20 protein-coding genes are annotated in these 20,447 nt (G+C 69.4%); 10 read left to right on the top strand and 10 right to left on the bottom strand.

The window, feature by feature from the left end; translation table 11 throughout:
* Nucleotides 1-22: 22 nt before the first annotated feature.
* On the bottom strand, nucleotides 23-1,096 hold the full coding sequence (gene argC / locus ACFV4K_RS20555; RefSeq protein ID WP_379276842.1) for an N-acetyl-gamma-glutamyl-phosphate reductase: 1,074 nt from the start codon (nucleotides 1,094-1,096) through the stop codon (nucleotides 23-25).
* Nucleotides 1,097-1,184: 88 nt separating this feature from the next.
* Here argC and ACFV4K_RS20550 point away from each other — a divergent pair, with 88 nt between their 5' ends.
* Together ACFV4K_RS20550 and ACFV4K_RS20545 are read left to right on the top strand one after the other, a co-directional pair.
* Nucleotides 1,185-2,918, top strand: coding sequence for an LCP family protein (locus ACFV4K_RS20550; RefSeq protein ID WP_379276840.1), 1,734 nt, complete (start codon nucleotides 1,185-1,187; stop codon nucleotides 2,916-2,918).
* Nucleotides 2,919-2,984: 66 nt separating this feature from the next.
* The gene (locus ACFV4K_RS20545; protein ID WP_379276839.1) at nucleotides 2,985-3,761 is read left to right on the top strand and encodes an isocitrate lyase/phosphoenolpyruvate mutase family protein; all 777 of its coding nucleotides are present in this window, start codon (nucleotides 2,985-2,987) and stop codon (nucleotides 3,759-3,761) included.
* A gap of 16 nt (nucleotides 3,762-3,777) precedes the next feature.
* Here ACFV4K_RS20545 and ACFV4K_RS20540 read toward each other — a convergent pair whose 3' ends face one another.
* The gene (locus ACFV4K_RS20540) at nucleotides 3,778-4,677 is read right to left on the bottom strand and encodes an RNA polymerase sigma-70 factor (RefSeq protein WP_379276837.1); all 900 of its coding nucleotides are present in this window, start codon (nucleotides 4,675-4,677) and stop codon (nucleotides 3,778-3,780) included.
* An 88-nt stretch (nucleotides 4,678-4,765) separates the two neighbouring features.
* Between ACFV4K_RS20540 and ACFV4K_RS20535 the strand changes: the two genes are divergently transcribed.
* From ACFV4K_RS20535 to ACFV4K_RS20525, 3 genes are all read left to right on the top strand, one after another.
* Nucleotides 4,766-5,251, top strand: coding sequence for a nitroreductase/quinone reductase family protein (locus ACFV4K_RS20535; RefSeq protein ID WP_379276836.1), 486 nt, complete (start codon nucleotides 4,766-4,768; stop codon nucleotides 5,249-5,251).
* Between the two features lie 290 nt (nucleotides 5,252-5,541).
* A complete protein-coding gene (locus tag ACFV4K_RS20530; RefSeq protein WP_379276834.1) occupies nucleotides 5,542-6,420 on the top strand; it encodes an alpha/beta fold hydrolase in 879 nt (292 codons plus the stop codon).
* A 38-nt stretch (nucleotides 6,421-6,458) separates the two neighbouring features.
* Complete coding sequence (locus ACFV4K_RS20525; protein WP_379276833.1) at nucleotides 6,459-7,538, top strand: GlxA family transcriptional regulator; 1,080 nt, start codon at nucleotides 6,459-6,461, stop codon at nucleotides 7,536-7,538.
* 206 nt (nucleotides 7,539-7,744) lie between these two features.
* Here the strand turns inward: ACFV4K_RS20525 and ACFV4K_RS20520 are convergent, their stop codons facing one another.
* The 3 genes from ACFV4K_RS20520 to ACFV4K_RS20510 all read right to left on the bottom strand — a co-directional run bounded on the left by ACFV4K_RS20520 (nucleotide 7,745) and on the right by ACFV4K_RS20510 (nucleotide 9,855).
* Nucleotides 7,745-8,176 (bottom strand): hypothetical protein, encoded by a 432-nt coding sequence (locus ACFV4K_RS20520; protein WP_379276831.1) that lies wholly within the window; start codon nucleotides 8,174-8,176, stop codon nucleotides 7,745-7,747.
* Nucleotides 8,177-8,280: 104 nt separating this feature from the next.
* On the bottom strand, nucleotides 8,281-9,321 hold the full coding sequence (locus tag ACFV4K_RS20515; RefSeq protein ID WP_379276830.1) for a hypothetical protein: 1,041 nt from the start codon (nucleotides 9,319-9,321) through the stop codon (nucleotides 8,281-8,283).
* Nucleotides 9,322-9,345: 24 nt separating this feature from the next.
* Nucleotides 9,346-9,855, bottom strand: a complete 510-nt coding sequence (locus ACFV4K_RS20510) for a PspA/IM30 family protein (protein ID WP_379276828.1) — start codon at nucleotides 9,853-9,855, stop codon at nucleotides 9,346-9,348.
* 206 nt (nucleotides 9,856-10,061) lie between these two features.
* Here ACFV4K_RS20510 and ACFV4K_RS20505 point away from each other — a divergent pair, with 206 nt between their 5' ends.
* The gene (locus tag ACFV4K_RS20505) at nucleotides 10,062-11,234 is read left to right on the top strand and encodes a transcription termination factor Rho, short form (RefSeq protein WP_379276826.1); all 1,173 of its coding nucleotides are present in this window, start codon (nucleotides 10,062-10,064) and stop codon (nucleotides 11,232-11,234) included.
* Here ACFV4K_RS20505 and ACFV4K_RS20500 read toward each other — a convergent pair.
* From ACFV4K_RS20500 to pheS, 3 genes are all read right to left on the bottom strand, one after another.
* Nucleotides 11,221-12,006 (bottom strand): alpha/beta hydrolase, encoded by a 786-nt coding sequence (locus ACFV4K_RS20500; protein WP_379276825.1) that lies wholly within the window; start codon nucleotides 12,004-12,006, stop codon nucleotides 11,221-11,223. The two genes, ACFV4K_RS20505 and ACFV4K_RS20500, sit on opposite strands and share 14 nt — an antisense overlap.
* A gap of 64 nt (nucleotides 12,007-12,070) precedes the next feature.
* Nucleotides 12,071-14,572, bottom strand: coding sequence for a phenylalanine--tRNA ligase subunit beta (gene pheT / locus ACFV4K_RS20495; protein ID WP_379276823.1), 2,502 nt, complete (start codon nucleotides 14,570-14,572; stop codon nucleotides 12,071-12,073).
* A gap of 32 nt (nucleotides 14,573-14,604) precedes the next feature.
* Nucleotides 14,605-15,663, bottom strand: coding sequence for a phenylalanine--tRNA ligase subunit alpha (pheS, locus tag ACFV4K_RS20490; RefSeq protein WP_379276822.1), 1,059 nt, complete (start codon nucleotides 15,661-15,663; stop codon nucleotides 14,605-14,607).
* Between the two features lie 201 nt (nucleotides 15,664-15,864).
* Here pheS and ACFV4K_RS20485 point away from each other — a divergent pair, with 201 nt between their 5' ends.
* The 3 genes from ACFV4K_RS20485 to lipB all read left to right on the top strand — a co-directional run bounded on the left by ACFV4K_RS20485 (nucleotide 15,865) and on the right by lipB (nucleotide 17,306).
* On the top strand, nucleotides 15,865-16,110 hold the full coding sequence (locus ACFV4K_RS20485) for a CopG family transcriptional regulator (RefSeq protein ID WP_379276820.1): 246 nt from the start codon (nucleotides 15,865-15,867) through the stop codon (nucleotides 16,108-16,110).
* Nucleotides 16,107-16,568, top strand: a complete 462-nt coding sequence (locus ACFV4K_RS20480) for a type II toxin-antitoxin system VapC family toxin (protein ID WP_379276819.1) — start codon at nucleotides 16,107-16,109, stop codon at nucleotides 16,566-16,568. Before ACFV4K_RS20485 ends, ACFV4K_RS20480 begins: the two co-directional genes overlap by 4 nt.
* 66 nt (nucleotides 16,569-16,634) lie before the next feature.
* Nucleotides 16,635-17,306: a lipoyl(octanoyl) transferase LipB gene (lipB, locus tag ACFV4K_RS20475; protein ID WP_379276817.1), complete on the top strand. Its 672-nt coding sequence runs from the start codon at nucleotides 16,635-16,637 to the stop codon at nucleotides 17,304-17,306.
* A gap of 84 nt (nucleotides 17,307-17,390) precedes the next feature.
* Here the strand turns inward: lipB and ACFV4K_RS20470 are convergent, their stop codons facing one another.
* Nucleotides 17,391-18,842, bottom strand: coding sequence for an MFS transporter (locus tag ACFV4K_RS20470; RefSeq protein ID WP_379276816.1), 1,452 nt, complete (start codon nucleotides 18,840-18,842; stop codon nucleotides 17,391-17,393).
* Between the two features lie 105 nt (nucleotides 18,843-18,947).
* On the opposite strand from ACFV4K_RS20470, the gene ACFV4K_RS20465 reads away from it, so the two are divergent.
* The gene (locus ACFV4K_RS20465) at nucleotides 18,948-19,520 is read left to right on the top strand and encodes a TetR/AcrR family transcriptional regulator (RefSeq protein WP_379276814.1); all 573 of its coding nucleotides are present in this window, start codon (nucleotides 18,948-18,950) and stop codon (nucleotides 19,518-19,520) included.
* A 27-nt stretch (nucleotides 19,521-19,547) separates the two neighbouring features.
* Here ACFV4K_RS20465 and ACFV4K_RS20460 read toward each other — a convergent pair whose 3' ends face one another.
* Complete coding sequence (locus ACFV4K_RS20460) at nucleotides 19,548-20,351, bottom strand: TrmH family RNA methyltransferase (RefSeq protein WP_379276812.1); 804 nt, start codon at nucleotides 20,349-20,351, stop codon at nucleotides 19,548-19,550.
* Nucleotides 20,352-20,447 lie beyond the last annotated feature (96 nt).

Genomic DNA, 20,447 nt, shown 5'->3' with positions numbered 1-20,447 from the left:
TCGTTGCTGACGTTGTCGTTGCTCACGGTGCCACTCCTACGGTGGAAAGTCCTGCGGTCTCGTCGATTCCGAGGGCCAGGTTCATCGATTGCACCGCGGCCCCGGCGGTGCCCTTGGTCAGGTTGTCGATCGCGCCGATGACCACCAGCAGTCCGGCGTCGGTGTCCACGGTGACCTGGAGGGTGACGGCGTTGGAACCGAGCACCGAACCGGTCTGCGGGAGCACGCCTTCGGGCAGCAGGTGCACGAAAGGCTCTTCGGCGTACGCCTTCTCGTAGACGGCCCGGGCCTGGGCGGCGTCCACGGTGGTGGGGGCGGTGCAGGTGGCGAGGATGCCGCGCGGCAACGGGGCCAGCACGGGGGTGAACGACACGCTCACGTCGGCATCGGCTGCGCCACCGGACAGCTGGGCGGCCTTCAGGTTCTGCGCGATCTCGGGGGTGTGCCGGTGCGCGCCCGCGATGCTGTAGGCCCGCATCGAGCCCATCACCTCGGAGCCGAGCAGGCCCACGTCGAGTTTGCGGCCCGCGCCCGAAGTGCCGCTCACCGCAACCACATTCACCCGCGGTTCGATGATGCCCGCCGCGACGGCCGGGGCCAGCGCGAGACTCGAGACCGTGGGGTAGCAGCCGGGGACGGCGATCCGGGTCGCGCCGCGCAGCTTGTCGCGGCCGCCCGGCAGTTCGGGCAGCCCGTAGGGCCAGTGGCCGGCGTGCGGGGTGCCGTAGTACTTCTCCCAGGCCGCGCCGTCGGTGAGCCGGAAGTCGGCGCCGCAGTCGATGATGATCGTGGAGTCCGGCAAGGCCGTGGCGATCGCCGCGGACTGGCCGTGCGGCAGACCGAGGAAGACCACGTCGTGGCCGGAGAGTTCCTCGACGGTGGTGGGCGCGAGGACCCGGTCGGCGAGCGGCAGCAGGTGAGGCTGCAGCTCACCGAGGGTGGTGCCGGCGTTGGAGCCCGCGGTCAGCGCCCCGATCTCGAGGCGCCCGCTTCGGTAGGCGGGGTGTCCGAGGAGCAGGCGCAACACTTCACCGCCCGCGTAGCCGCTCGCACCAGCTACCGCGACCCGTAGGGGCCCGTTCGAGGTATCCACCATGTGATGATTATGCACGACTGTGCAAGCTCATTCACAACCGGGCGGAAATCTGACAGGACGCGCCGCTTACGGCACACTCGACAGCGCCATGTACGACGACGCCACCCAGCCGCTGCCGGTTGTCGGCCCCCAGTCGGGCCGCTCTCACCGGGCACCGGAGACGCCGAATCCCGCCCCCCGCCGCTCGCGGCGCGCCCAGGGCGACTCGAAGCCCCCGCGCGCGGGCCGCCGTCGTACCGAGGATCGAAGCGGCGGCGAGAAGCCGGGCAGCGGCGGCGACCGCCGCGAGCGCACCCCCGCCGAGCGCGAGCGCGACAAGAAGCTGCGCCTGGCCGGACGCGGTGTCATGGCCATGGTCGCGGCGGGCGTGATGGGCATCACCGGTGTCGTCTGGTACGGCGAGACCACCCTGGACCAGGGCTTCACCCGCTCCGGCGCGATCTCGCCCGAGGATGTGAACCTCGACGGCGACATCAACATGCTGCTGATCGGTCTGGACACCCGAAAAGACCTGAACGGCAACGATCTCCCCAAGGACATCCTCGACCAGCTGCACGCCGGCGACGGCACCGAGGGCGGCTACAACGCCAATTCGCTGATCCTGGTGCACATTCCGAAGGACCTCAAGCACATCGTCGCGTTCTCCATCCCGCGCGACGACTATGTGCCGGTGCAGGGCATTCCGGGCTACGACCACGCCAAGATCAAGGAGTCGTACGGCCTCAAGAAGTACATGGTCGAGGAGAAACTCAAGGCCAAGGGCATGGCCGAGGGTCCCGAACTGGAGCGGCAGGGCCGGGAAGCCGGGCGCGCCAGCATCGTTCAGACCGTGAAGGCGCTGACCGGCGTCCCGATCAACCGGTTCGCGGAGATCTCGCTGGCGGGGTTCTACGATCTGGCGACCGCGCTGGGCGGCGTCGACGTGTGCCTCAACCACGCCGTGGACGACAGCTACTACTCGGGCGCGCAGTTCCCGGCGGGACCGCAGCACCTGGACGGTTCGGACGCGCTGGCGTTCGTGCGGCAGCGGCACGGCCTGGAGAACGGCGACCTGGACCGCACCCACCGGCAGCAGGCGTTCCTGACCTCGGTCGCGAACTCCATGAAAAGCTCTGGCACGCTGACCAATCCGGGTCGGCTCAAGGCGCTGATCGATGTGGCGCACAAGGACGTGGTGCTCTCCGACGGCTGGAGCCTCACCGACTTCGCCACCACCCTGGGCCGCGCGGACTCGCCGTCGGTGGAGTTCCGCACGCTGCCGGTGCTGCGCTACGACAATGTCGACGGCCAGGACGTGAACGTCATCGATCCGGTGGCGATCAAGAAGACGGTGCGCGAGGCGTTCGGCGTCTCGACTCCGGCCGCACCCAGCGCCCCGCTCGTCACCCCCACCTCGACGCTGGACGTGGTCAACGCCAGCGGCACCCCCGGCCAGGCGGCCAAGGTGTCGAAGCTGCTGACCGCCAAGGGATTCCCAGCCGGTGAGGTCGCCAACGCCTCCTACGCCGACGGCACCAGCTCGACCGTCTACTACGGCACCGGCGCCGACACCGACGCCAAGCAGGTGTCGGAGATGTTCGGCGGCCTGCCGGTCAGCCCGTCGACCTCGGTGTCGGCCGGGCACGTGAAGCTGGTCGTCGGCAGCGACCTCGAGATCCCGACGTCCCTGGACCCGACGGCGACCGCCACCACCCCGACCACCACCGCCAACGGCTCCAGCACCAGCCTGGCCGCGACCTCGGACACGACCACCTCGGACGCGCCCGACTCCGGCAAGCCGGTGACCACCACCATCGGCTCGAAGATCCCCTGCGTGAACTGATCCCACCCGCGTGACCTGATATCGCCGCGACCCGCGTGACCCACCGTCGACGAACGGAGTGCCGCCATGACGAAGACCGAGCTCTTCCGCAGTCTGCACCACGGTGACCGTCCGCTGGTCCTGCCCAACGCGTGGGACTACGGGTCGGCGGCCATGCTCGCCGAGGCGGGGTTCCCGGCGCTGGGCACCACCAGCCTGGGCGTCGCCGCCGCGGCCGGACTGCCCGACGGCACCGCCGCCACGCGTGCCGAAACGCTCGCGCTGGCGCAGCGGCTCGGACGGCTGACCATCCCGGTCACCGTGGACATCGAGGGCGGGTTCAGCACCGATCCGCGTGAGGTGGCGGAGTTCTGCGCGGAACTCACGCACGCGGGGATCTCGGGAATCAATCTGGAGGACAGCCGATCCAACACGGCGTTGGCGGATCCTCGCGAGCAGGGCGAGCTGATCGCGGCGGTGAAGGCTCGCGTGCCCGAGTTGTTCGTCAACGCGCGCACCGACACCTACTGGCTCGGCATCGACGCGGACTCCACCCTGCAGCGGGTCCAGCATTACGAGAAGTGCGGTGCGGACGGCATTTTCGTGCCGGGGATCACCGACGCCGACGAGATTCGGGCCCTCGCGGCGGCGTTGAGCGCGCCGTTGAACATCCTGTTCTCCCCTACCGGGCTGACGGTGGCCGAGCTGGGCGGCTTGGGTGTCCGGCGCATCAGCACCGGGTCGCTGCTGTACCGCGCGGCGCTGGCGGCTGCGGTGCATACGGCGGAATCCGTGGCCCACGGTCATCCACTGGTCGGCGAAATCCCCAGTTACGCAATGATTCAGCGCGTCCTGGAGCCTTAGGCTCCGCAGCGAGCGGTCACCGAGCGAGCATGCGCGTCCGTTCAGCGGTCCGCAGCTTGTCCGGATTACGGACCGCATACAGCCCGGCGATGCGGTCGCCGCTCGTTTCGATCAGTTGCACCGTGTCGAGCTGTCCATCCGCGGTGCGCAGCAGGACGGCGGGCAGTGCGTTGTACGTGCCGAACTCGACGGTCATGTCCGCGATGCCGTTCCGTGCCAGCCGCACCAGGTAGATGGCGACCCGGTCCGCGCCCACGACGGGTTTCCGGGCCGCGGTGACCTTGCCGCCGCCGTCGGAGATCTGCACAACGTCCGGCGCGAGGACATCCATCAGCGTCTGCGTATCACCGGTCTGCGTGGCCAGCAGGAACCGTTCGATCACCGCCCGGCTCGTCTCGGTATCGGGTTCGAACCGCTTGCGGCGTTCCCGTACGTGCGCGCGGGCCCGATGCGCGATCTGCCGGACCGTGGCATCGGATTTGCCCACCATTCCGGCGATTTCGACGAAACTGTGCCCGAATACCTCCGAGAGCACGAACACCGCCCGCTCGGTCGGCCCGAGGGTTTCGAGCACCAGCAACATGGCCATCGACACCGATTCCGCCAGCAGCACATCGTGTTCGGTGTCGGCGTCGGTGCGGATGGGTTCGGGCAGCCAGCTGCCCACGTATTCCTCACGTCGCCGGCACACCGTCCGCAGATGGTTCAGCGCCTGCCGGGTCACGACCATGGTCAGATACGCGCGCGGGTTCTCGACTCGCGCCCGGTCCGTCTCCCGCCACCGGAGGTAGCTGTCCTGCACCACGTCCTCGGCGTCGGCGGCGCTCCCGAGCAGCTGGTAGGCGACCGTGAACAGTAACGGTCGCAGCCCATCGAACTCGTCCACCCCGGCCGCCCGATCCGAGTCCGTCCCCATCCCCGAAGCCTAGCCAGTGGCCTCGCGTCAACTCGCTGGACACCATGTACAGTCAGTTTCGAACGCCCACCGTCCCGAGGGGAATCCAATGACCGGCGCCGATCCCGGCAAGCTGACCCTGATGGGCCGCTTCAACTTCTACTCCAGCACCTATCTGGGCGGTGTGGCCCGCTTCTACGCTCGCGTGCACCGTCGTCTCTACACGCGTTTCGGCGGCACCCGGTTCGCCACTCTCTTCGGCGACCCCGTCTTCGAGCTGACCGTTCCCGGCCGCAAGTCCGGCGAGCCCCGGCCGGTCATGCTGATGCTCGTCCGGTCCGGCGACGATCTGCTGGTGTGCGGTTCCAATGGCGGCAACCCCGGTGTGCCCAACTGGTGGAAGAACCTTCTGGCCACCGACAAGGCCTGGGTTCGGATCGGGCGCGAGAGCTTTCCCGTCACGTATCGGGTGGTCACCGATTCCGCCGAATACGACGCGCACTGGCGCACTCTCGCCGCCACCTACCCCCACTTCGACACCTACCGGGCGTTGAGCCCGCGGCAGTTCCCGATCGCCGTCCTCAGCCGTGCGTAGTCATCTTGCGATGCAACGCTTTTCAGATGCGAGGGAGCCAATGACGGGCGGGCCGAGTGGGGAGACGGGTCCAACCACCACTTCCCTGCGGGACGCGCTCACCACCTGGTTCGGAGCCTCCGAAACGGCGACGGCCGAGGTGCGGGTCGGGGCGGTCAGCGACTGACCGGATCGGCCACACCACTGATCCGCCCCGCCCGAGCCCTCGGCCGAACCCCGGTTCCGGCGTTTCAATTCGTGCATGCCGCCCACCGCGGCAGCGGAGCGAAATCGCTTGGAAGGAACGGGAAATGACCGAGTATGTAGACTTCGAGCACGGGCGGATCGCGTGTGACGTGACCGGTGACGGGCCCTTGGTGGTGCTGTCGCACGGGATGGGGACCTGGCGGCGGGACTTCCGTCATCTGGTCGCCCCGCTGGCCGCCGCCGGGTACCGCGTGGTGAATGTCGATATGCGCGGGCACGGCGAGTCCAGCGTGGACTGGCCGTCGGTGACCGGGAAGGCCGCCATCAGCCGCACCGACGTGGCCCTCGACTTGCTCGGAGTCATCCGGCATTTCGGGGGTCCGGCGGTGATCGTCGGGCACTCGCTGTCGGGCGGTTCGGCGACCATCGCGGCGGCCGAGGCGCCGGAGCTGGTGTCGGCGATCGTCGAGATCGACCCCTTCACGCTCACCCAGGGTGTGGATCTCGGGGCGCTGTGGGCGGATCGCCGTCACCGGCGCGGCATGCTGGAACTGATCGGCACCCAGCTGTTGAAGTCGCCGCGCCTGTGGTTCGGGTACCTCGACGGCGTGGCCTACCCGACCACGCCCGCCGATCACGACGGCTACCTCGCCGAGCTGCGGACCCAATGGGAGCGCCCCGGCCGCTGGGCGGAATTCATGAAGACCGGCAGAACCACCCCGGCCGACGCCGCGGCCCGGCTACCCGAGGTCCGCTGTCCCGCACTGGTGATCATGGGCGCGGACGATCCGGACTTCCCGCACCCGGAGGACGAGGCTCGGGCGATCGTGGCCGGCCTGCCGACCGGGCTCGGCCAGTATGTGCTGGTCGAGCACGGCGGGCACTATCCGCACGCCCAGTTCCCCGAGCGGGTGGCCGCGCTGATGATCCCGTTCCTGGACCGCCACGCCACCCGCGATCCGGCCGGATCGATCAGCAACTGACCGTGACAGCCGCCTGCGCCGACTGCGATGATCGGGAGGTGCCCGCGCCTCGCACCATCGTCTTCGTCGTCTTCCAAGGCATGCAGATCTCCGAACTGGCGGGACCGCTCGACGTGTTCGCACTCCTCAACACCATCGTCGAGACGCCGCCGGATCGGCTGCCACCGGAATTGCGTGGTCCCGCCGGCGCCCTCGGCGAGACCGCTGACGCCTCGGACGGCGACTCCCCGAAGCTGCCGTACCGGCTGCTGACGGCGTCGCCGGGCGGGCTGCCCATCCAGGCCGATGGCGGACTGACCCTCTCGGTCGCGCATTCGCTCGAGGACATCACCGCCGGAGACGACTTCGACACCCTCATCGTGGTGGGCGGCGATGTCCACGGTCCCGGGGCGGCGACGGTGGTCCCCGCTCTCCCCGCCCTGGCCCGCAAGGCCCGTCGGGTGACATCGGTGTGCGCGGGCGCGCTGCTGCTGGCCGCCGCGGGCCTGCTCGACGGCTACCGCGCCACCACCCACTGGGGTTCGACCGCCCTGCTCGCCCAACGCTATCCGCGGGTCACGGTCGAACCGGATCGCATCTACGTCCGCGACCGCAATCGCTGGACTTCGGCGGGCATGTCCGCGGGTGTCGATCTGGCGCTGGCTCTGGTGGAGGACGACCACGGTCGCGAAACGGCCGCCATGATCGCGCGGGTGTACGTGGTGTTCACCCGTCGTCCGGGCGGTCAAGCCCAGTTCAGCGCCCAGTTGCGCAGTCAGCCCGCCCGCACGCCCGCCATCCGGGCCGTGCAGCAATGGCTGCCCGATCACCTCGGCGACGAGCTCACCGTGAGTGGGCTGGCCGACCGCGCGGGCATGAGCGAGCGTCATTTCGCCCGCGCCTTCCGCACCGAAACCGGCTGCACGCCCGCGGCATTCGTGGAGGATCTACGGGTCGAGGCGGCCCGCCGACTCCTGGAGTCCACCGAGCTGACCATCGGCGCGATCGCCCGGCAGGTCGGCTACCGCCACGGGGAGACCCTGCACCGGGTGTTCACCCGCCGCCTGGCCACCACGCCCGAACGCTACCGCCAGCATTTCGCCCTGGACCCGGCTCGGTCGACCGGCACCGGCGAGTAGATCCACCACGGCCGCTGCGGCAGCTCGAATGTGAAGAGCTGTACGCGCGTGCTCACCCATTCGCCGGTCTCGGGTGAGCGCACCCGGATGGGTCGGCGCTCGATATCGGCGGGCGACACCTCGGTCGACCAGAGCCGATCCCAGTCCGGTGCGGCACCGCGGCGGCGCGGGCATCGCCGGTCGCACAACGGTTTTCACCCACGCCGTCAGGCGATGGCGATGTGCTGATGGTCGGTGCGGATGCGGCCGTCCTCGTCGAGCGCCAGCACGTCCAGGCCGCCACCGACCACGGTGCCGTCCTCGGTCACCATGGACCAGGTGAAGGCGACGACATGGTTCAGCAGCGCCGTCGCCTCCCCGCGCTGCACGAAGCGGTGCCCGGTGCCGATGAACATGTCGTAGGCGCGTTCCACGCGACGTTCCAGCGCGTGGTGGCCGCGGACCTCGAGGGCCGGGATCGGGAAGTTCAGCTCGGCGGCCGCGGTGCGCATGGCCTCGGGCGGATCGACGAGGATCTGCGCGCCGTCCTCGGCCCACAGGTCGCGGATGAGCTTGCGGCGCGCCTCCGGATCGGATTCGTTCCACTGGGCCAGGTAGCGGGCGGCGATGTCGTTCAGGCCGATGTCGTTGTTCGTCATGACCATGAGTCTGCGAGGAATCGATACGCTGCGCGATTCCCTCCAGGGAATGACGCGGGGCCGCACGCGATCACCGCGTACGGCCCCGGATCGAGACTCGGGCGTCAGCTCCCGGCGAGCACCGCCAGCACCGGCTCGGACAGGAAGAACGGCTCCAGCCGCTCGCGGATCAGCTTGGCCAGGACGCCGTTCCGCTTGGCGGCCTCCACCACGGCGGGGCCGTAGCGCAGGATCTCCTCGGCGATGACCGCTTCCGACAGGCCCAGCTCGGGCAGCATGGCGGCCAGGGTGTGGTCGCCGTACTTCTCGAAGAACACCTCGACGCCCCGGTCCACCAGCACGCCGACGTATTCCTTGTTGCGGGTGGTCACGCCGATCCGGTGGATGATCAGCGCCAGCTCCTTCAGGTCCTGCTGCGACAGGTACTCGCGCAGGCCGCTGACCGGTTCCCCGGCGTGCAGGTCCCAGAACTCCATGGCCGCGTCGTGCACGGGCGCGTCGCGCAGCATCTCGCGGATGGCGTTGTTGGTCCGCTTCAGCGCGAATTGCGCTCCCTTCCCGGCCATTTCGCCGATGAAGGTGCCGCCGGCCTTCTCCGCCGCCTTGCGCGCGGTCTTGGCGGCATTGGTGCCCATCGACACCAGCGAACCGACCCCGGGAATCTTCGAGGCCATCTGCTTGTTGGCCTCCATCAGATCGTCGACCAGCTTGTCCACGAACTTGGCGGCCACGGTCGCGATCAGGGGGCTCTCGGTGAGGCGTTCCAGGATCCGTTCCTGCGCCTGGTGCATGCCGAAGAGCTTCTCCAGCAGCTGTTCGACCGGTTCGCGGTCGACCACGTCCCCGAGGGTGTACTCGGTGTTCCCGGCGATGTCCTCGTAGAGCGTGTCGGCCAGCGTGCCGACCATCTCGCCCAGCACCGGGCTGCCGCCGATGAGGTCGATGACAGTGGCGACGGTCTGCTTGGCCTGATCGATCTCGACCACGTCGCGGAAGATGATGGTGTCGGCGACGCCGATCACCGCTTCCACATCGCGGGCGATCACTTCGGCAAAGCGGTCGCCGGAGACCTCGGCGACAATGAAGTCGACCTGGAGATCCAGCAGTTTCTCGGCAATTTCGCGCGGCTCGGTCAAAGGTTCCACCCATTCTCGGACGGAACGCCGGACCTACTCGGAATCGTTGCCCTGCATCGATTTTCGAATGCGATCCAGTCGTTCCCGCGCGGCCTCGGCTCGCGCATCCCACTGTTCCTCTACGCTACGGCCCACTGGTGTCTGCCGATCGAGCTCGCCCATCCCCTGCGAGGTCCCGTAGCGCTGCTCGACCTTATCGCGAACTGACTCGAAAGTAGGGATGCCCGCGGAGGTATAGCCGCCGACCGCGGGCGCGGTGGGGATACCCGCAGGCGGTACCGGTATCCCGGCGGCCACCGGACCCACTCCGACCTGCCCGGATCCCCCGACCGTCTCAGACTGTGAATAGCCTTCCACTGGCAGGGTGTCAGGAGTCACATCGATGACGTCCGGGGCATGACCGAGAGTATCGGTCAGGGACCGGGCCACCGCGTGCAGGGCGGCCAGACCGGCCCGACCCTCGGTGGCGGCGGCGACCACGGCCGCGAGTTCGGCATCCGGCAGCTGCGCCAACAACGCCGCGAGTTCCCTGGCATCGCTCATGGGTTCCAGGCTACGCATTGACCGCGCCCCGCGGGGTGACGTACCGTGGTGACGTCGCGATCCCGTGGACGCAGGTAGACGCAGAGTCCCTCCCACCGCGATTTCCTTCCTCACCGAGCAGATCCCGCCCCCGCGGCGATCCCTCGACATTCATCCGCGGTCATCCACCGCCCTCGGCCGCATCCGGCCACACCAAGGAGAACACCATGACAACCACCGAAATCCGGCCCCCGGTCGTATCCACCGATCCGGCCCCGGCCCTCGATCACATCGAAACACTCACTCCCGCAACGGGAATCCTGGACCTGCACGGCCAGACCGGCGTACTGCGGCGCGACGGCTACCTACCCGGCCCGCACGACGTCCACGTCCCGGCCCGCCTGATCCGCACGCACGGACTGCGCCGCGGCGACCTGGTCACCGGACTCGCGCAGCCGAATCCCAAGGGCGGCAAGCAAGCTCCCCTCGTGCGCGTCGACACCGTCAACGGCCGATCGGCCGCCGAGCCGGGCGCGCGACCGCACTTCCGGGACCTGACCCCCATCCACCCGAACGAGCGGCTGCGGCTGGAAACCCAGCCGAACAAGCTCACCACCCGCGTCACCGACCTGATCATGCCGATCGGCAAGGGCCAGCGCGCGCTGATCGTCGCACCGCCGAAGGCGGGCAAAACCTCTGTGCTGCAGTCGATCGCGCACGGCATCGCCGTCAACCACCCGGAGGCGCACCTCATGCTGGTGCTGGTCGGCGAACGCCCCGAGGAGGTCACCGACCTGTCGCGCGGCGTCCCCGCCGAGGTGGTCGCCGCCACCTTCGACCACTCCCCCGCCGAGCAGACCGCCCTGGCCGAGCTGGCCATCGAACGGGCGCAGCGCCTGGTCGAGGAGGGCCGCGACGTCGTCGTCCTGCTCGACTCGCTCACCCGGCTGGCCCGCGCCTACAACACTTCCGGACCGGCCTCGGGCCGAATCCTCTCCGGCGGTGTGGATTCCACCGCGCTGCTGCCGCCCAAGCGGTTCCTGGGCGCGGCCCGCAATATCGAGAACGGCGGCTCGCTGACCATCGTGGCCAGCGCGCTCGTCGAAACCGGTTCGCTCGCCGACACCGTCATCTTCGAGGAGTACAAGGGCACCGGCAATGCCGAACTCAAGCTCGACCGCGCCCTGGCCGGCCGCCATGTCTTCCCGGCGGTGGACATCGCCAAGTCCAGCACCCGCCGCGACGATCTGCTGCTCGATCCGGCCGAACGTCAGGCCGTCGCCACCCTGCGCCGCACGCTCGCCGATCTGGACGATCAGCGCGCCCTCGACCTGCTCCTCGACGGCCTGCGCAAGACCGGCGGCAATGCCGAGTTCCTCGCCAATATCATCCGGAAATGAGCCGCCTGGGCGGTAGTACGCCCGCCGCCCAGGACGCGACCCGCTCGGCCCAGCCGGGGTATCCGATCAGATTGTTGTGCAGCCCGCCCGGATAGATCACCAGCTCCTTGGGCTCCGGCGCCGCCGCGAACAACTCCCGACCCATCCGCACGGGCAACAGCTCGTCCGCGTCGCCGTGCATGATCAGGACCGGGCAACGCAACCGCCGAATCCGCTTCAGACTCGGATAGGCGTTGGGCACGAACATCTTCGGCAGGAACGGATACACCGCCGTCGCCGCGTCCCGCATGCTCGTGAACGTCGACATGAGCAGCAATGCCGCGGGCGGCGCCGCGTTCGCCAACTCCAGCATCACTCCCCCGCCGAGCGACTTGCCGAGGTACACCACCCGCTCGGCATCCACCCCGGGCTGCGCCAGCAACGCCTCCCGCGCGGCCCGCACATCCCGATAGGTCCCGCTCTCACCCGGCCGCCCGGTACTGCGCCCGTACCCCCGATAGTCGAAGACCATCACATCGAATCCGGCCGCCGCCAGCATGGCCAGCATCGGCGACCGATCCCCGAGGTTCCCGCCGTTCCCGTGCGCGAACAGGATGTGCCCCACCGGTTCCCCCACCGCCCGCACGAACCACGCGTTGACGGTCTCCCCGTCGGAGGTCCGCAAGTACATGTCGTCGTAGGCGAACCCGTACATGTCAGGAGTCATCGCGATGCCCCGCTCGCCCGGTTGGTAGCTGAGCGCGTTGAGGACGGCCGTCGCCGGATGCCACATGGTTCATTCATACCGAAAGGGCCCTGATCCACCAGGATCGGGGCCCTTTCGGTGATGGCCTGGATCAGCCGCGCAGCACCGCGCCCACCGCGTCCGCGGCGCGGGCGACCGCCGCGTCACGAGCGGCGCTGGCCTCGTCCTCGGTGAGGGTGCGGTCGGTGGCCCGGAAGCGCAGGGCGTAGGTCAGGGACTTGCGGCCCTCACCCGCCTGCGCGCCCTCGTACACGTCGAACAGGGAGATGTCCTCGAGCAGCTCGCCCGCGCCGGTCCGCAGCGCGTTCTCCACCGTCACGGCGGGAACGGCCTTGTCGACGCTGACCGAGACGTCCTGCAGCACCGCGGGGAACGCGGAAACCACCGGGGCGGGCCGGATCTCACGCAGCGGCAGGGCGTCGAGGTCGAGCTGGAAGGCGCAGGTGCGCGGCGGCAGGCCGGAACGCTCCAGCACGGCCGGGTGCAGTTCGCCCGCGTGGCCGACGACGACGCCGTCCACCAGCAGCTCGGCGCACCGGCCCGGATGCCACGGGAGGAACTGCGCCGCACGGCGTTCGATGGTCAGACCGGCGGCCTGGGCGATCGCGTCGACCAGGGCGAAGGCGTCCGACGCCTCGACCGGGCGGCCGGGGCCCCACGGTCCGCGCGGCTCACGACGGCCGGTGAGGACCGCGCCGACCCGGGTCGGCTGCTCGGGCAGCGAGTCCAGCAGGACCTGGATCTCGTCATCGGTCGGGCGGCGGTCCACGGGCAGCAGCCCGACGGGCGCGGTCTGCTCGGTCGGCAGGGTGACCTGGCCGATCGCGTAGATGGCGAGATCGCGCTGGCCGCGAGAGATATTGCGGGCCGCGATCTCCAACAGGCCGGGCAGCAGGGTGGTCGACAGCTCCGCGCGCTCGACGTCGAGCGGGTTCAGCACCCGCAGCGTGTTGCGGCGCGGGTCGTCGGCGTCCAGACCCCAGGTGTCGAAGACACCGGCCTGCATGAAGACCGGGGCGGGCACCTCGACGCAGCCCTCGAACGCCAGCGCCTTGCTCACCGCGCGGCGACGCAGCTGGGCGGCGGTGAGGCCGCGGCCGGCAGGAGCGGTGGGCAGCACCGACGGGATCTGGTCCAGACCCTCCAGTCGCAGCACCTCCTCCACCAGGTCGGCGGGCTGGGTGAGGTCGGGACGCCAGGACGGCGGGGTCACGATCAGCTGCGGGTGACCCGCCTCGCTGACGCCGACCTCGATGGCGCAGCCGACCTGCTGCAGGCGGCGGGTGGCCGCGCCGGGCGCGTAGTGCACGCCCGCGGTGCGGTCAGCCAGATCGATGTCCATGGTGATCGGCGCCGCGGCCGGGGTGGGCACGCGCACGTCGGTCAGCACGGATTCGACGGTGCCACCGGCGATCTCGGCCAGCAGGGTGGCGGCGCGATCGAGGGCGGCGATATTGACCTCGGGGTCCACGATCCGCTCGAAGCGGCGGCTGGCCTCGGAGCCCAGCTTGTGGCGACGCGCGGTGCGGGCCACGGCCACCGGGTTCCAGGTGGCGGCCTCGAGCAGGATGTCGGTCGAGGTGTCCGACACCTCGGTGCTCGCGCCGCCCATGATGCCGGCCAGCGAGATGACGCCGGACTCGTCGGCGATGACCACGTCCTCGGCATCGAGGGTGCGCTCGGCCTCGTCCAGGGTGCGCAGGGTCTCGCCGGTGTTGGCGCGGCGCACCACGAATCCGCCGCGCACCTTGGCGGCGTCGAAGGCGTGCAGCGGCTGACCGAGTTCGAGCATCACGTAGTTGGTGACGTCCACGGCCGGGGAGATCGGGCGCACGCCCGACAGCAGCAGACGGCGCTGCAGCCACCACGGGCTCACGGCCTTCGGGTCGATGCCGGTGACGCGGCGCACCGCGAAACGCGTGCAGCCCGACTCGGGGTCGATCTTCACCGGCCACGCCTCGACCTCGGAGTCCGGCAGCAGCCGCACGGCCGGATCGCCGTACTCCAGGTCGAAACCGCAGGCCAGCTCACGCGCCAGGCCGCGCGCGGAGAACGCGTAGCCGCGGTCGGGGGTGATGGCCAGCTCGATGATGGTGTCGCCCAGGCCCAGCAGCTCGTTGGCGTCCGCGCCGGGCTCGGCGGTGCCGGGCTCGAGCACCAGGATGCCGCTGTGGTCCTTGCCGATGCCGAGTTCGGCGACCGAGCAGATCATGCCGTTGCTGGTGTGGCCGTAGGTCTTCCGCGACGAGATCTTGAATCCGCCGGGCAGCTCGCCGCCGGGCAGCACCACCACGACCAGGTCGCCGACGGCGAAGTTCCGTGCGCCGCAGACGATCTCCTGCAGGTCGGGGTTGCCGACGTCGACCTTGCAGAAGCGGATCGGCTTCTTGAACTCGGTCAGCTCGGTGATCTCGGCGACCCGGCCGACCACCAGCGGCTTGTCGATGTCACCGCCGATGGGCGCCAGCTGGTCGACCTCTTCGACCTCGAGACCGACCCGGACGAACCCCGCGTCGAGCTCCTCGGCCGTCACCGACCACCCGGGGGTGGTCCGCTGCAGGATGTCCGTCAGCCAGGACTGAGCTACTCGCACTTGACGTTTCGCTTCCTCGTATCGGGGTCAGGTCAGGACTGGATGCCGAACGGCAGCGTGAACCGCACATCGCCCTCGACGATGTCGCGCATGTCCGGCAGGCCGTTGCGGAACTGCAGGGTCCGCTCCAGGCCCATGCCGAACGCGAAGCCGCTGTACACCTCGGGGTCGATGCCGCTGGCGATGAGCACCTTCGGGTTCACCATGCCGCAGCCGCCCCACTCGACCCAGCCGGGGCCGCCCTTCTTGTCCTCGAACCACACGTCCACCTCGGCGGACGGCTCGGTGAAGGGGAAGAAGCTGGGCCGCATGCGGGTGGTGGTGTTCGGGCCGAACAGCGCCCGCGCGAAACCGTCCAGGGTGCCCTTGAGGTGGGCCATGGTCAGGCCCTTGTCGATGGCCAGGCCCTCGATCTGCGAGAACACCGGGGTGTGGGTGGCGTCCAGCTCGTCGGTGCGGAACGTGCGGCCCGGGCACACCACGTAGATCGGCAGCTCGCGAGACAGCATGGTGCGCACCTGGACCGGCGAGGTGTGGGTGCGCAGCACCTGCCGCGAACCCTCCGGCGCGATGTGGAAGGTGTCCTGCATGGTGCGGGCCGGGTGGTCGGGCAGGAAGTTCAGGGCGTCGAAGTTGAAGTGCTCGGTCTCGACCTCGGGGCCTTCGGCGACCTCCCAGCCCATGGCCACGAACACGTCCGCGACCCGCTCGGACAGCACCGAGATGGGGTGCCGCGCGCCGGCGGCGCGCCGGTCGGCGGGCAGGGTCACGTCGATGGTCTCCGCCACCAGGACCGCCGCGTCGCGCTCGGCGAGCAGCTCGGCCTGGCGGGTCTCGTAGGCCTGCGACACCCGGCCGCGCGCCACGTTCACCCGCTTGCCCGCGTCGGCCTTCTCCTCCTTGGGCAGCGTGCCCAGGGAGCGCTGCGCCAGCGAGATCGGCGACTTGCCACCCATGTACTCGGTCTTGGCCGTGGCCAGCTCGTCCAGGGTCGAGGCCGAGGCGAACGCCTTCTCCGCGGCTTCCGCGGCGGCGGAGAGCGACTCCTCGCTCAACGCGGCGGTCTGCTCTGCACTGTTGTCATCGGCCACGATGGTTCGTCACTCCCCAGGCTGGTTACGGGTCGGGCGGAAAGTCTTATCGGTAATGGTTACTGCCCACCCATTCTTGCTGGTCGCATCGTAAACCTTGTAATCAGCCCACCTCACCTGGATTTTCCCAGCTCGCGGCACCGAAGCGACGTGGTTCAGCGACCACAACCGCCCGGGTGCCACATATGACACAATACTCATATGACCCTCAAGCGCACGATGGTTTACGCCGACGCCGACGATCTAGCCGTGATCAAGGACGCAGCGGCGCGCAGCAGCGTCAGCGAGGCCGAAATCATCCGCAACGCAATACATCTGGCAGCCAATCGGGTGCGGAGGCGATCGGAGCCCTTGCGTCTGCGCCGATTCGCGAGCGGCGATCCGACGCTCGCGGAGCGCGTCGACGAATACCTGGCCGATGACTTCGGCAGTCCGGACCGACCATGAACCCCGCCACCGAAGGCCCCGGCATCGTCATCGGCGATACCTCCGGCCTGATCGCCGCCTTCGATACCTCCTGCCCGGAGAGCGACCTGGCGTTCCGAGTGCTGGAAACGGCGGGCCTGGTCGTGCTGTCACCGTTGGTGCTGGCGGAAATAGACCATGTCGCGCGGCGAGTACTCGGGCGCGGCATCTCGATTCAGATGATCGAGGACCTGACCGCGCAGAGCCGAACAGAGCATTTCGAAATCGCGACCATCACCCCGGACGTCCTCGACCAGGCCAACGCGGTGCGCCGCCTCTACCCCGATCTCCACCTCGATCTGGCCGATGCCATCTCCGTCGCGCTGGCCGCCGAGTACGAAACCGATGCCGTACTCACGCTCGACCGCCGCGACTTCCGCGCGCTCACGCCGCTGACCGACCACGAGGCATTCCGCGTCCTACCCGACGATCTCACCTGATCCGAGCCGGGCGGCGCCTTCGGTCCGCCCGGCAGCGTGCGTAGCCCAGGTGGTACCAATGAGTTCGTGAAGTCCCGGCCGCTGACCTTGATCGACGACTCCGACCGCCTCATCGAATACGGGGTGGCCATGGACCGCATGCAGGCCATGTGGGAGGAGCGCGTGGCGGAAGCCCGCCCCGACACCCTGTGGCTGCTCAGCCATGAGCAGACATTCACCACCGGGCGACGCACGCCCGAGGCGCACCTGCCCGCGCCCGGGACGGATATCCCGGTCTTCACCACCAACCGCGGCGGCCAGCTCACCTACCACGCTCCGGGCCAGCTGGTCGGGTATCTGATCGTGAAGCTGCAACCCGGCGAGGGCGTCGTCGACCTGATCCGCGACGTGGAACTCCGAATCGTCACGGCCCTGGCCGAACTCGGCATCCCCGCCGAACGCCGCGTCACCCCGCCCGGCTCGGAACTGCTCACCGGCGTGTGGACCCGCGACACCGGCCGCAAGATCACCTCGATCGGCATGCGCGTCGGCCGCAATGTCTCCACCCACGGCTTCGCCCTCAATGTCACCGGCGACCTGTCCCCGTGGAAGCTGGCCGTCGCCTGCGGGCTGCCCGATGTCGACATGACCTCGGTGGAAAGGGAACTGAACACCGACGAGGCCCCGACGATGGAGCGCGTCGTCGCGACCATCGCCGGGGCCTTCGAGGCGAGCGCTACCCCGTCTCCCCTGCCCTGACCGGAACCCGCCGGATCGCGTGCATGAGCAGGACTGCCGGCTGCAGGAGGGTCCCGGACATGATGCCTCTCCCCTGGATCCGGCTCAGTGCGCGAGAACGGTTGCGCCGGAAACCGTTTCGGCCGTGGTGCGATGTCCGGGCAGCAGCAGCGCCACAAACGCGCCCAGTGCGACGATGACCGAGCCGACCTTCACCGCGGGGATCAGGCCGTCGACGTAGTCCGCCGGGCTCAGGTACGAGCCGTGCGAGGCGAACACCGAGGCCAGCACCGCGACGCCCATGGCCACACCGACCTCACGGATGGTGTTGTTGGCGCCCGAGGCCATGCCCTGATCCGCCGGTGACGCATTGGCCATGACGACCGTCGCCGTGGGCGCGAAGGTCAGGCCCATGCCCACACCGCCCAGGACGAACGGCAGCACGAAGTGGCTGTAGGACACGTCCACGCTCGTGGTGAGCGCCATCCAGAGCAGCGCCGCCGCCAGCAGCGCCTGCCCGATCGACACCAGCACCCGTGCGCCGACCCGGTCCACGATGAGTCCGGCCAGCGGGGCCACCACCATCGGGGCCATGGTCCACGGCAGCGTCCGCACGCCGGAAGCCAGCGGCGAGTACCCCTGCACCACCTGGAAGTACTGGGCCAGCAGGAAGATCGAGCCGAAAGTGCCCAGCGAGAACGTGAACGACACCACGTTGATGACGTAGCCGCGCTTGCGGAACAGGCGCAGCGGCAGCATCGGGTCGATGGTCCGGCTCTCCCGGAGCACGAACGCCGCGAGCGCGATCGCGCCGCCGATCAGGCCGGTCAGCACCTTGGCCGAGGTCCAGCCGTCGTCGGCGCCGTGGATGACGCCCCACACCACCGCGAGCACGCCGCCCGCCGACAGCACCAGGCCGAGCAGGTCCAATCGCCGTGCGCCGCCGAAGGATTCGTTCAGCACCCGGGCGACCAGCGGCACCGCGATCAGGCCGATCGGCACGTTCAGCCAGAAGATCCACTGCCAGTTCAGGCCGTCGACGACCGCGCCGCCGACCACCGGGCCCAGCGCGATGCCCAGGCCGGAGATGCCGCCCCAGATGCCGATGGCGGCGCTGCGCATCTTCTCCGGCACCGCCGCGGACAGCAGCGTCAGCGACAGCGGCATGACCGCCGCCCCGCCGAAGCCCTGGGCCGCGCGGGCGGCGATGAGCATCCACGGTTCGGTGGCCAGCGCGCACGCGGCCGAGCCGAGCGTGAACAGGGCGATGCCGCCCAGGTAGACGCGCCGGCGGCCGAGCCGGTCGCCCAGCGCGGACGCGGTGAGCAGCAGCGAGGCGAAGGCCAGCGTGTAGGCGTTCACGAACCACTGCAGATCGGAGAGTGAGGCGTGCAGTTCGGTGCGGATGACCGGCAGCGCGTTGGTGACCACCAGGTTGTCGAGCGTGACCATGAACATCGGGATGCCCACGGCGGCGAGTACCGCGGCGAGCGGGCGCTGCCGGGCCTGTTCGGCCACCGTGCCCCCGAGTGAGGAAGTTTCGAGTGTCTCAGTCATGTCCGATCCCCTTGTTGTTATCGACTGATAACTAGAGAGTATGCATCGGCTGATAACATGTCAACAGCGCAACTGATTCCGCGACGACGAGGAGGCTCGGCAGCCATGACCAGGACCCGGATGACAGCGACCGAACGCAGCGCGGAAGTGCTCGCCGCGGCCACCGCTGCCTTCGCCGAATCCGGTTACGCGGCAACGAAAACCGATGACATCGCACGCCGCGCGGGGGTCTCGCAGCCCTACGTGATCCGGCTGTTCGGCACCAAGCAACAGCTGTTCCTGGCCGTGCTGGACCAGGTCTGCGGACGCATCGAGGAGATCTTCCGCGCCGGCGCCACCCTGGCGGAACCGGACGCCTCCCCCAAGGACCGCCTCGACACCCTGGGCGGCCATTTCGGCGAGCACTTCCTCACCGAACGTGATCTGCCCCGGGTCTTCCTGCAGGGCATCGCGGCGGCCGCCGATCCGGCCATCGGCGCCAATATCCGCGACCACTTCGGGCGGCTCTACAACCTCGCCAAGGAACTGACCGGCGCGACGACCTCCGAGGTCCGCCGCTTCTTCGGCACCGGCATGCTGCTCATCGACCTGACCGCGCTGGGCGTCACCGACCTCGAGGCCGACAACCCGCCGTGGGCCACCGAGATCCTCGAGAACCTCGGCGAGGACGGCATCTGACCGGCGGGCCGGAGCCCGCCGTCAGGGTCACTTCGCGTTCTGCACCCGAGCACTCGAGTAGAGGCAGATGGCCGCCGCGGCAGCCAGATTCAGGCTTTCCGCGCGGCCGTGAATGGGAATCCGCACCCGGTGGGTGGCGCGGGCGGCGATGGCCTTGTCCAGGCCGTGCGCCTCGTTGCCGAACAGCCAGGCGACCGGGCCGCTGAGGATCTCGTCGGCGTCGTCGAGGTCGACCTCGCCCTTGGCGGTGGTGGCCAGAAGCGCGATGCCCGCTGCTTCCAGTGCGTCGAGGGTGGCGTCGATGTCGCGGGAACGAGCCACAGGGACGTGGAAAAGGCTTCCGGCGCAAGCGCGTACACATTTGCCGTTGTGCGGGTCCACCGAGTCACCGGCGAGCACAACACCGTCCGCGCCGACGGCGTCGGCCACACGGATGAGGGTGCCCGCGTTACCAGGATCGGCGATCTCGACGGGCACGGCGAGCATGCGCGGCGACGCGTCGAGGACCTCACGCAGCGGCACATCCACCAGACGGCACACCGCGACCAGGCCGGGCGGGGTCACGGTCTCCCCCAGCATCTCCGCGGCGCGGTCGGTCACCATCGTGGTCCGCACCCCTTGGGCGGCGGCCCCGGCGACCAGTGCGTGCTCGCGTTCGGCGGCCTTCTCCGAGAAGAACAGTTCCTCGACCCGGCCGGTGTCCAGCGCCGCCTCGACCGAATTCGCGCCCTCGGCCAGGAACAGACCGGTCTTGCGACGGACCGGACTGCGGTGCAACTTGACCGCCGACACGATCCGGGAGTTACGCCAGTCGATGGAATCAGCGCTCACGGCCACCTTGCCCCTCGGAGATACGCGGAGATACGAGAAGAAACGAAACGACCCGCGGACCATCGTCCGCGGGTCGTTTCGGCTATTGCTTTGTCA

Source organism: Nocardia sp. NPDC059764 (genome assembly GCF_042732555.1).
GTDB lineage: Bacteria > Actinomycetota > Actinomycetes > Mycobacteriales > Mycobacteriaceae > Nocardia.
Note: the sequence above shows the minus strand (reverse complement) of the source record. Positions and strands in the feature narration are given on the sequence as shown.

What these genes read in the sequence shown, in the direction of transcription:
- ACFV4K_RS20540 (WP_379276837.1), bottom strand. Translation starts at nt 4,677, where the DNA reads ATGGGGACGGACTCGGATCGGGCGGCCGGGGTGGACGAGTTCGATGGG.
- ACFV4K_RS20510 (WP_379276828.1), bottom strand. Translation starts at nt 9,855, where the DNA reads ATGAGCGATGCCAGGGAACTCGCGGCGTTGTTGGCGCAGCTGCCGGAT.
- argC (WP_379276842.1), bottom strand. Translation starts at nt 1,096, where the DNA reads ATGGTGGATACCTCGAACGGGCCCCTACGGGTCGCGGTAGCTGGTGCG.
- ACFV4K_RS20530 (WP_379276834.1), top strand. Translation starts at nt 5,542, where the DNA reads ATGACCGAGTATGTAGACTTCGAGCACGGGCGGATCGCGTGTGACGTG.
- ACFV4K_RS20465 (WP_379276814.1), top strand. Translation starts at nt 18,948, where the DNA reads ATGACCAGGACCCGGATGACAGCGACCGAACGCAGCGCGGAAGTGCTC.
- ACFV4K_RS20545 (WP_379276839.1), top strand. Translation starts at nt 2,985, where the DNA reads ATGACGAAGACCGAGCTCTTCCGCAGTCTGCACCACGGTGACCGTCCG.
- ACFV4K_RS20550 (WP_379276840.1), top strand. Translation starts at nt 1,185, where the DNA reads ATGTACGACGACGCCACCCAGCCGCTGCCGGTTGTCGGCCCCCAGTCG.
- ACFV4K_RS20485 (WP_379276820.1), top strand. Translation starts at nt 15,865, where the DNA reads ATGACCCTCAAGCGCACGATGGTTTACGCCGACGCCGACGATCTAGCC.
- ACFV4K_RS20535 (WP_379276836.1), top strand. Translation starts at nt 4,766, where the DNA reads ATGACCGGCGCCGATCCCGGCAAGCTGACCCTGATGGGCCGCTTCAAC.
- ACFV4K_RS20480 (WP_379276819.1), top strand. Translation starts at nt 16,107, where the DNA reads ATGAACCCCGCCACCGAAGGCCCCGGCATCGTCATCGGCGATACCTCC.
- ACFV4K_RS20520 (WP_379276831.1), bottom strand. Translation starts at nt 8,176, where the DNA reads ATGACGAACAACGACATCGGCCTGAACGACATCGCCGCCCGCTACCTG.
- ACFV4K_RS20470 (WP_379276816.1), bottom strand. Translation starts at nt 18,842, where the DNA reads ATGACTGAGACACTCGAAACTTCCTCACTCGGGGGCACGGTGGCCGAA.
- ACFV4K_RS20500 (WP_379276825.1), bottom strand. Translation starts at nt 12,006, where the DNA reads ATGTGGCATCCGGCGACGGCCGTCCTCAACGCGCTCAGCTACCAACCG.
- ACFV4K_RS20505 (WP_379276826.1), top strand. Translation starts at nt 10,062, where the DNA reads ATGACAACCACCGAAATCCGGCCCCCGGTCGTATCCACCGATCCGGCC.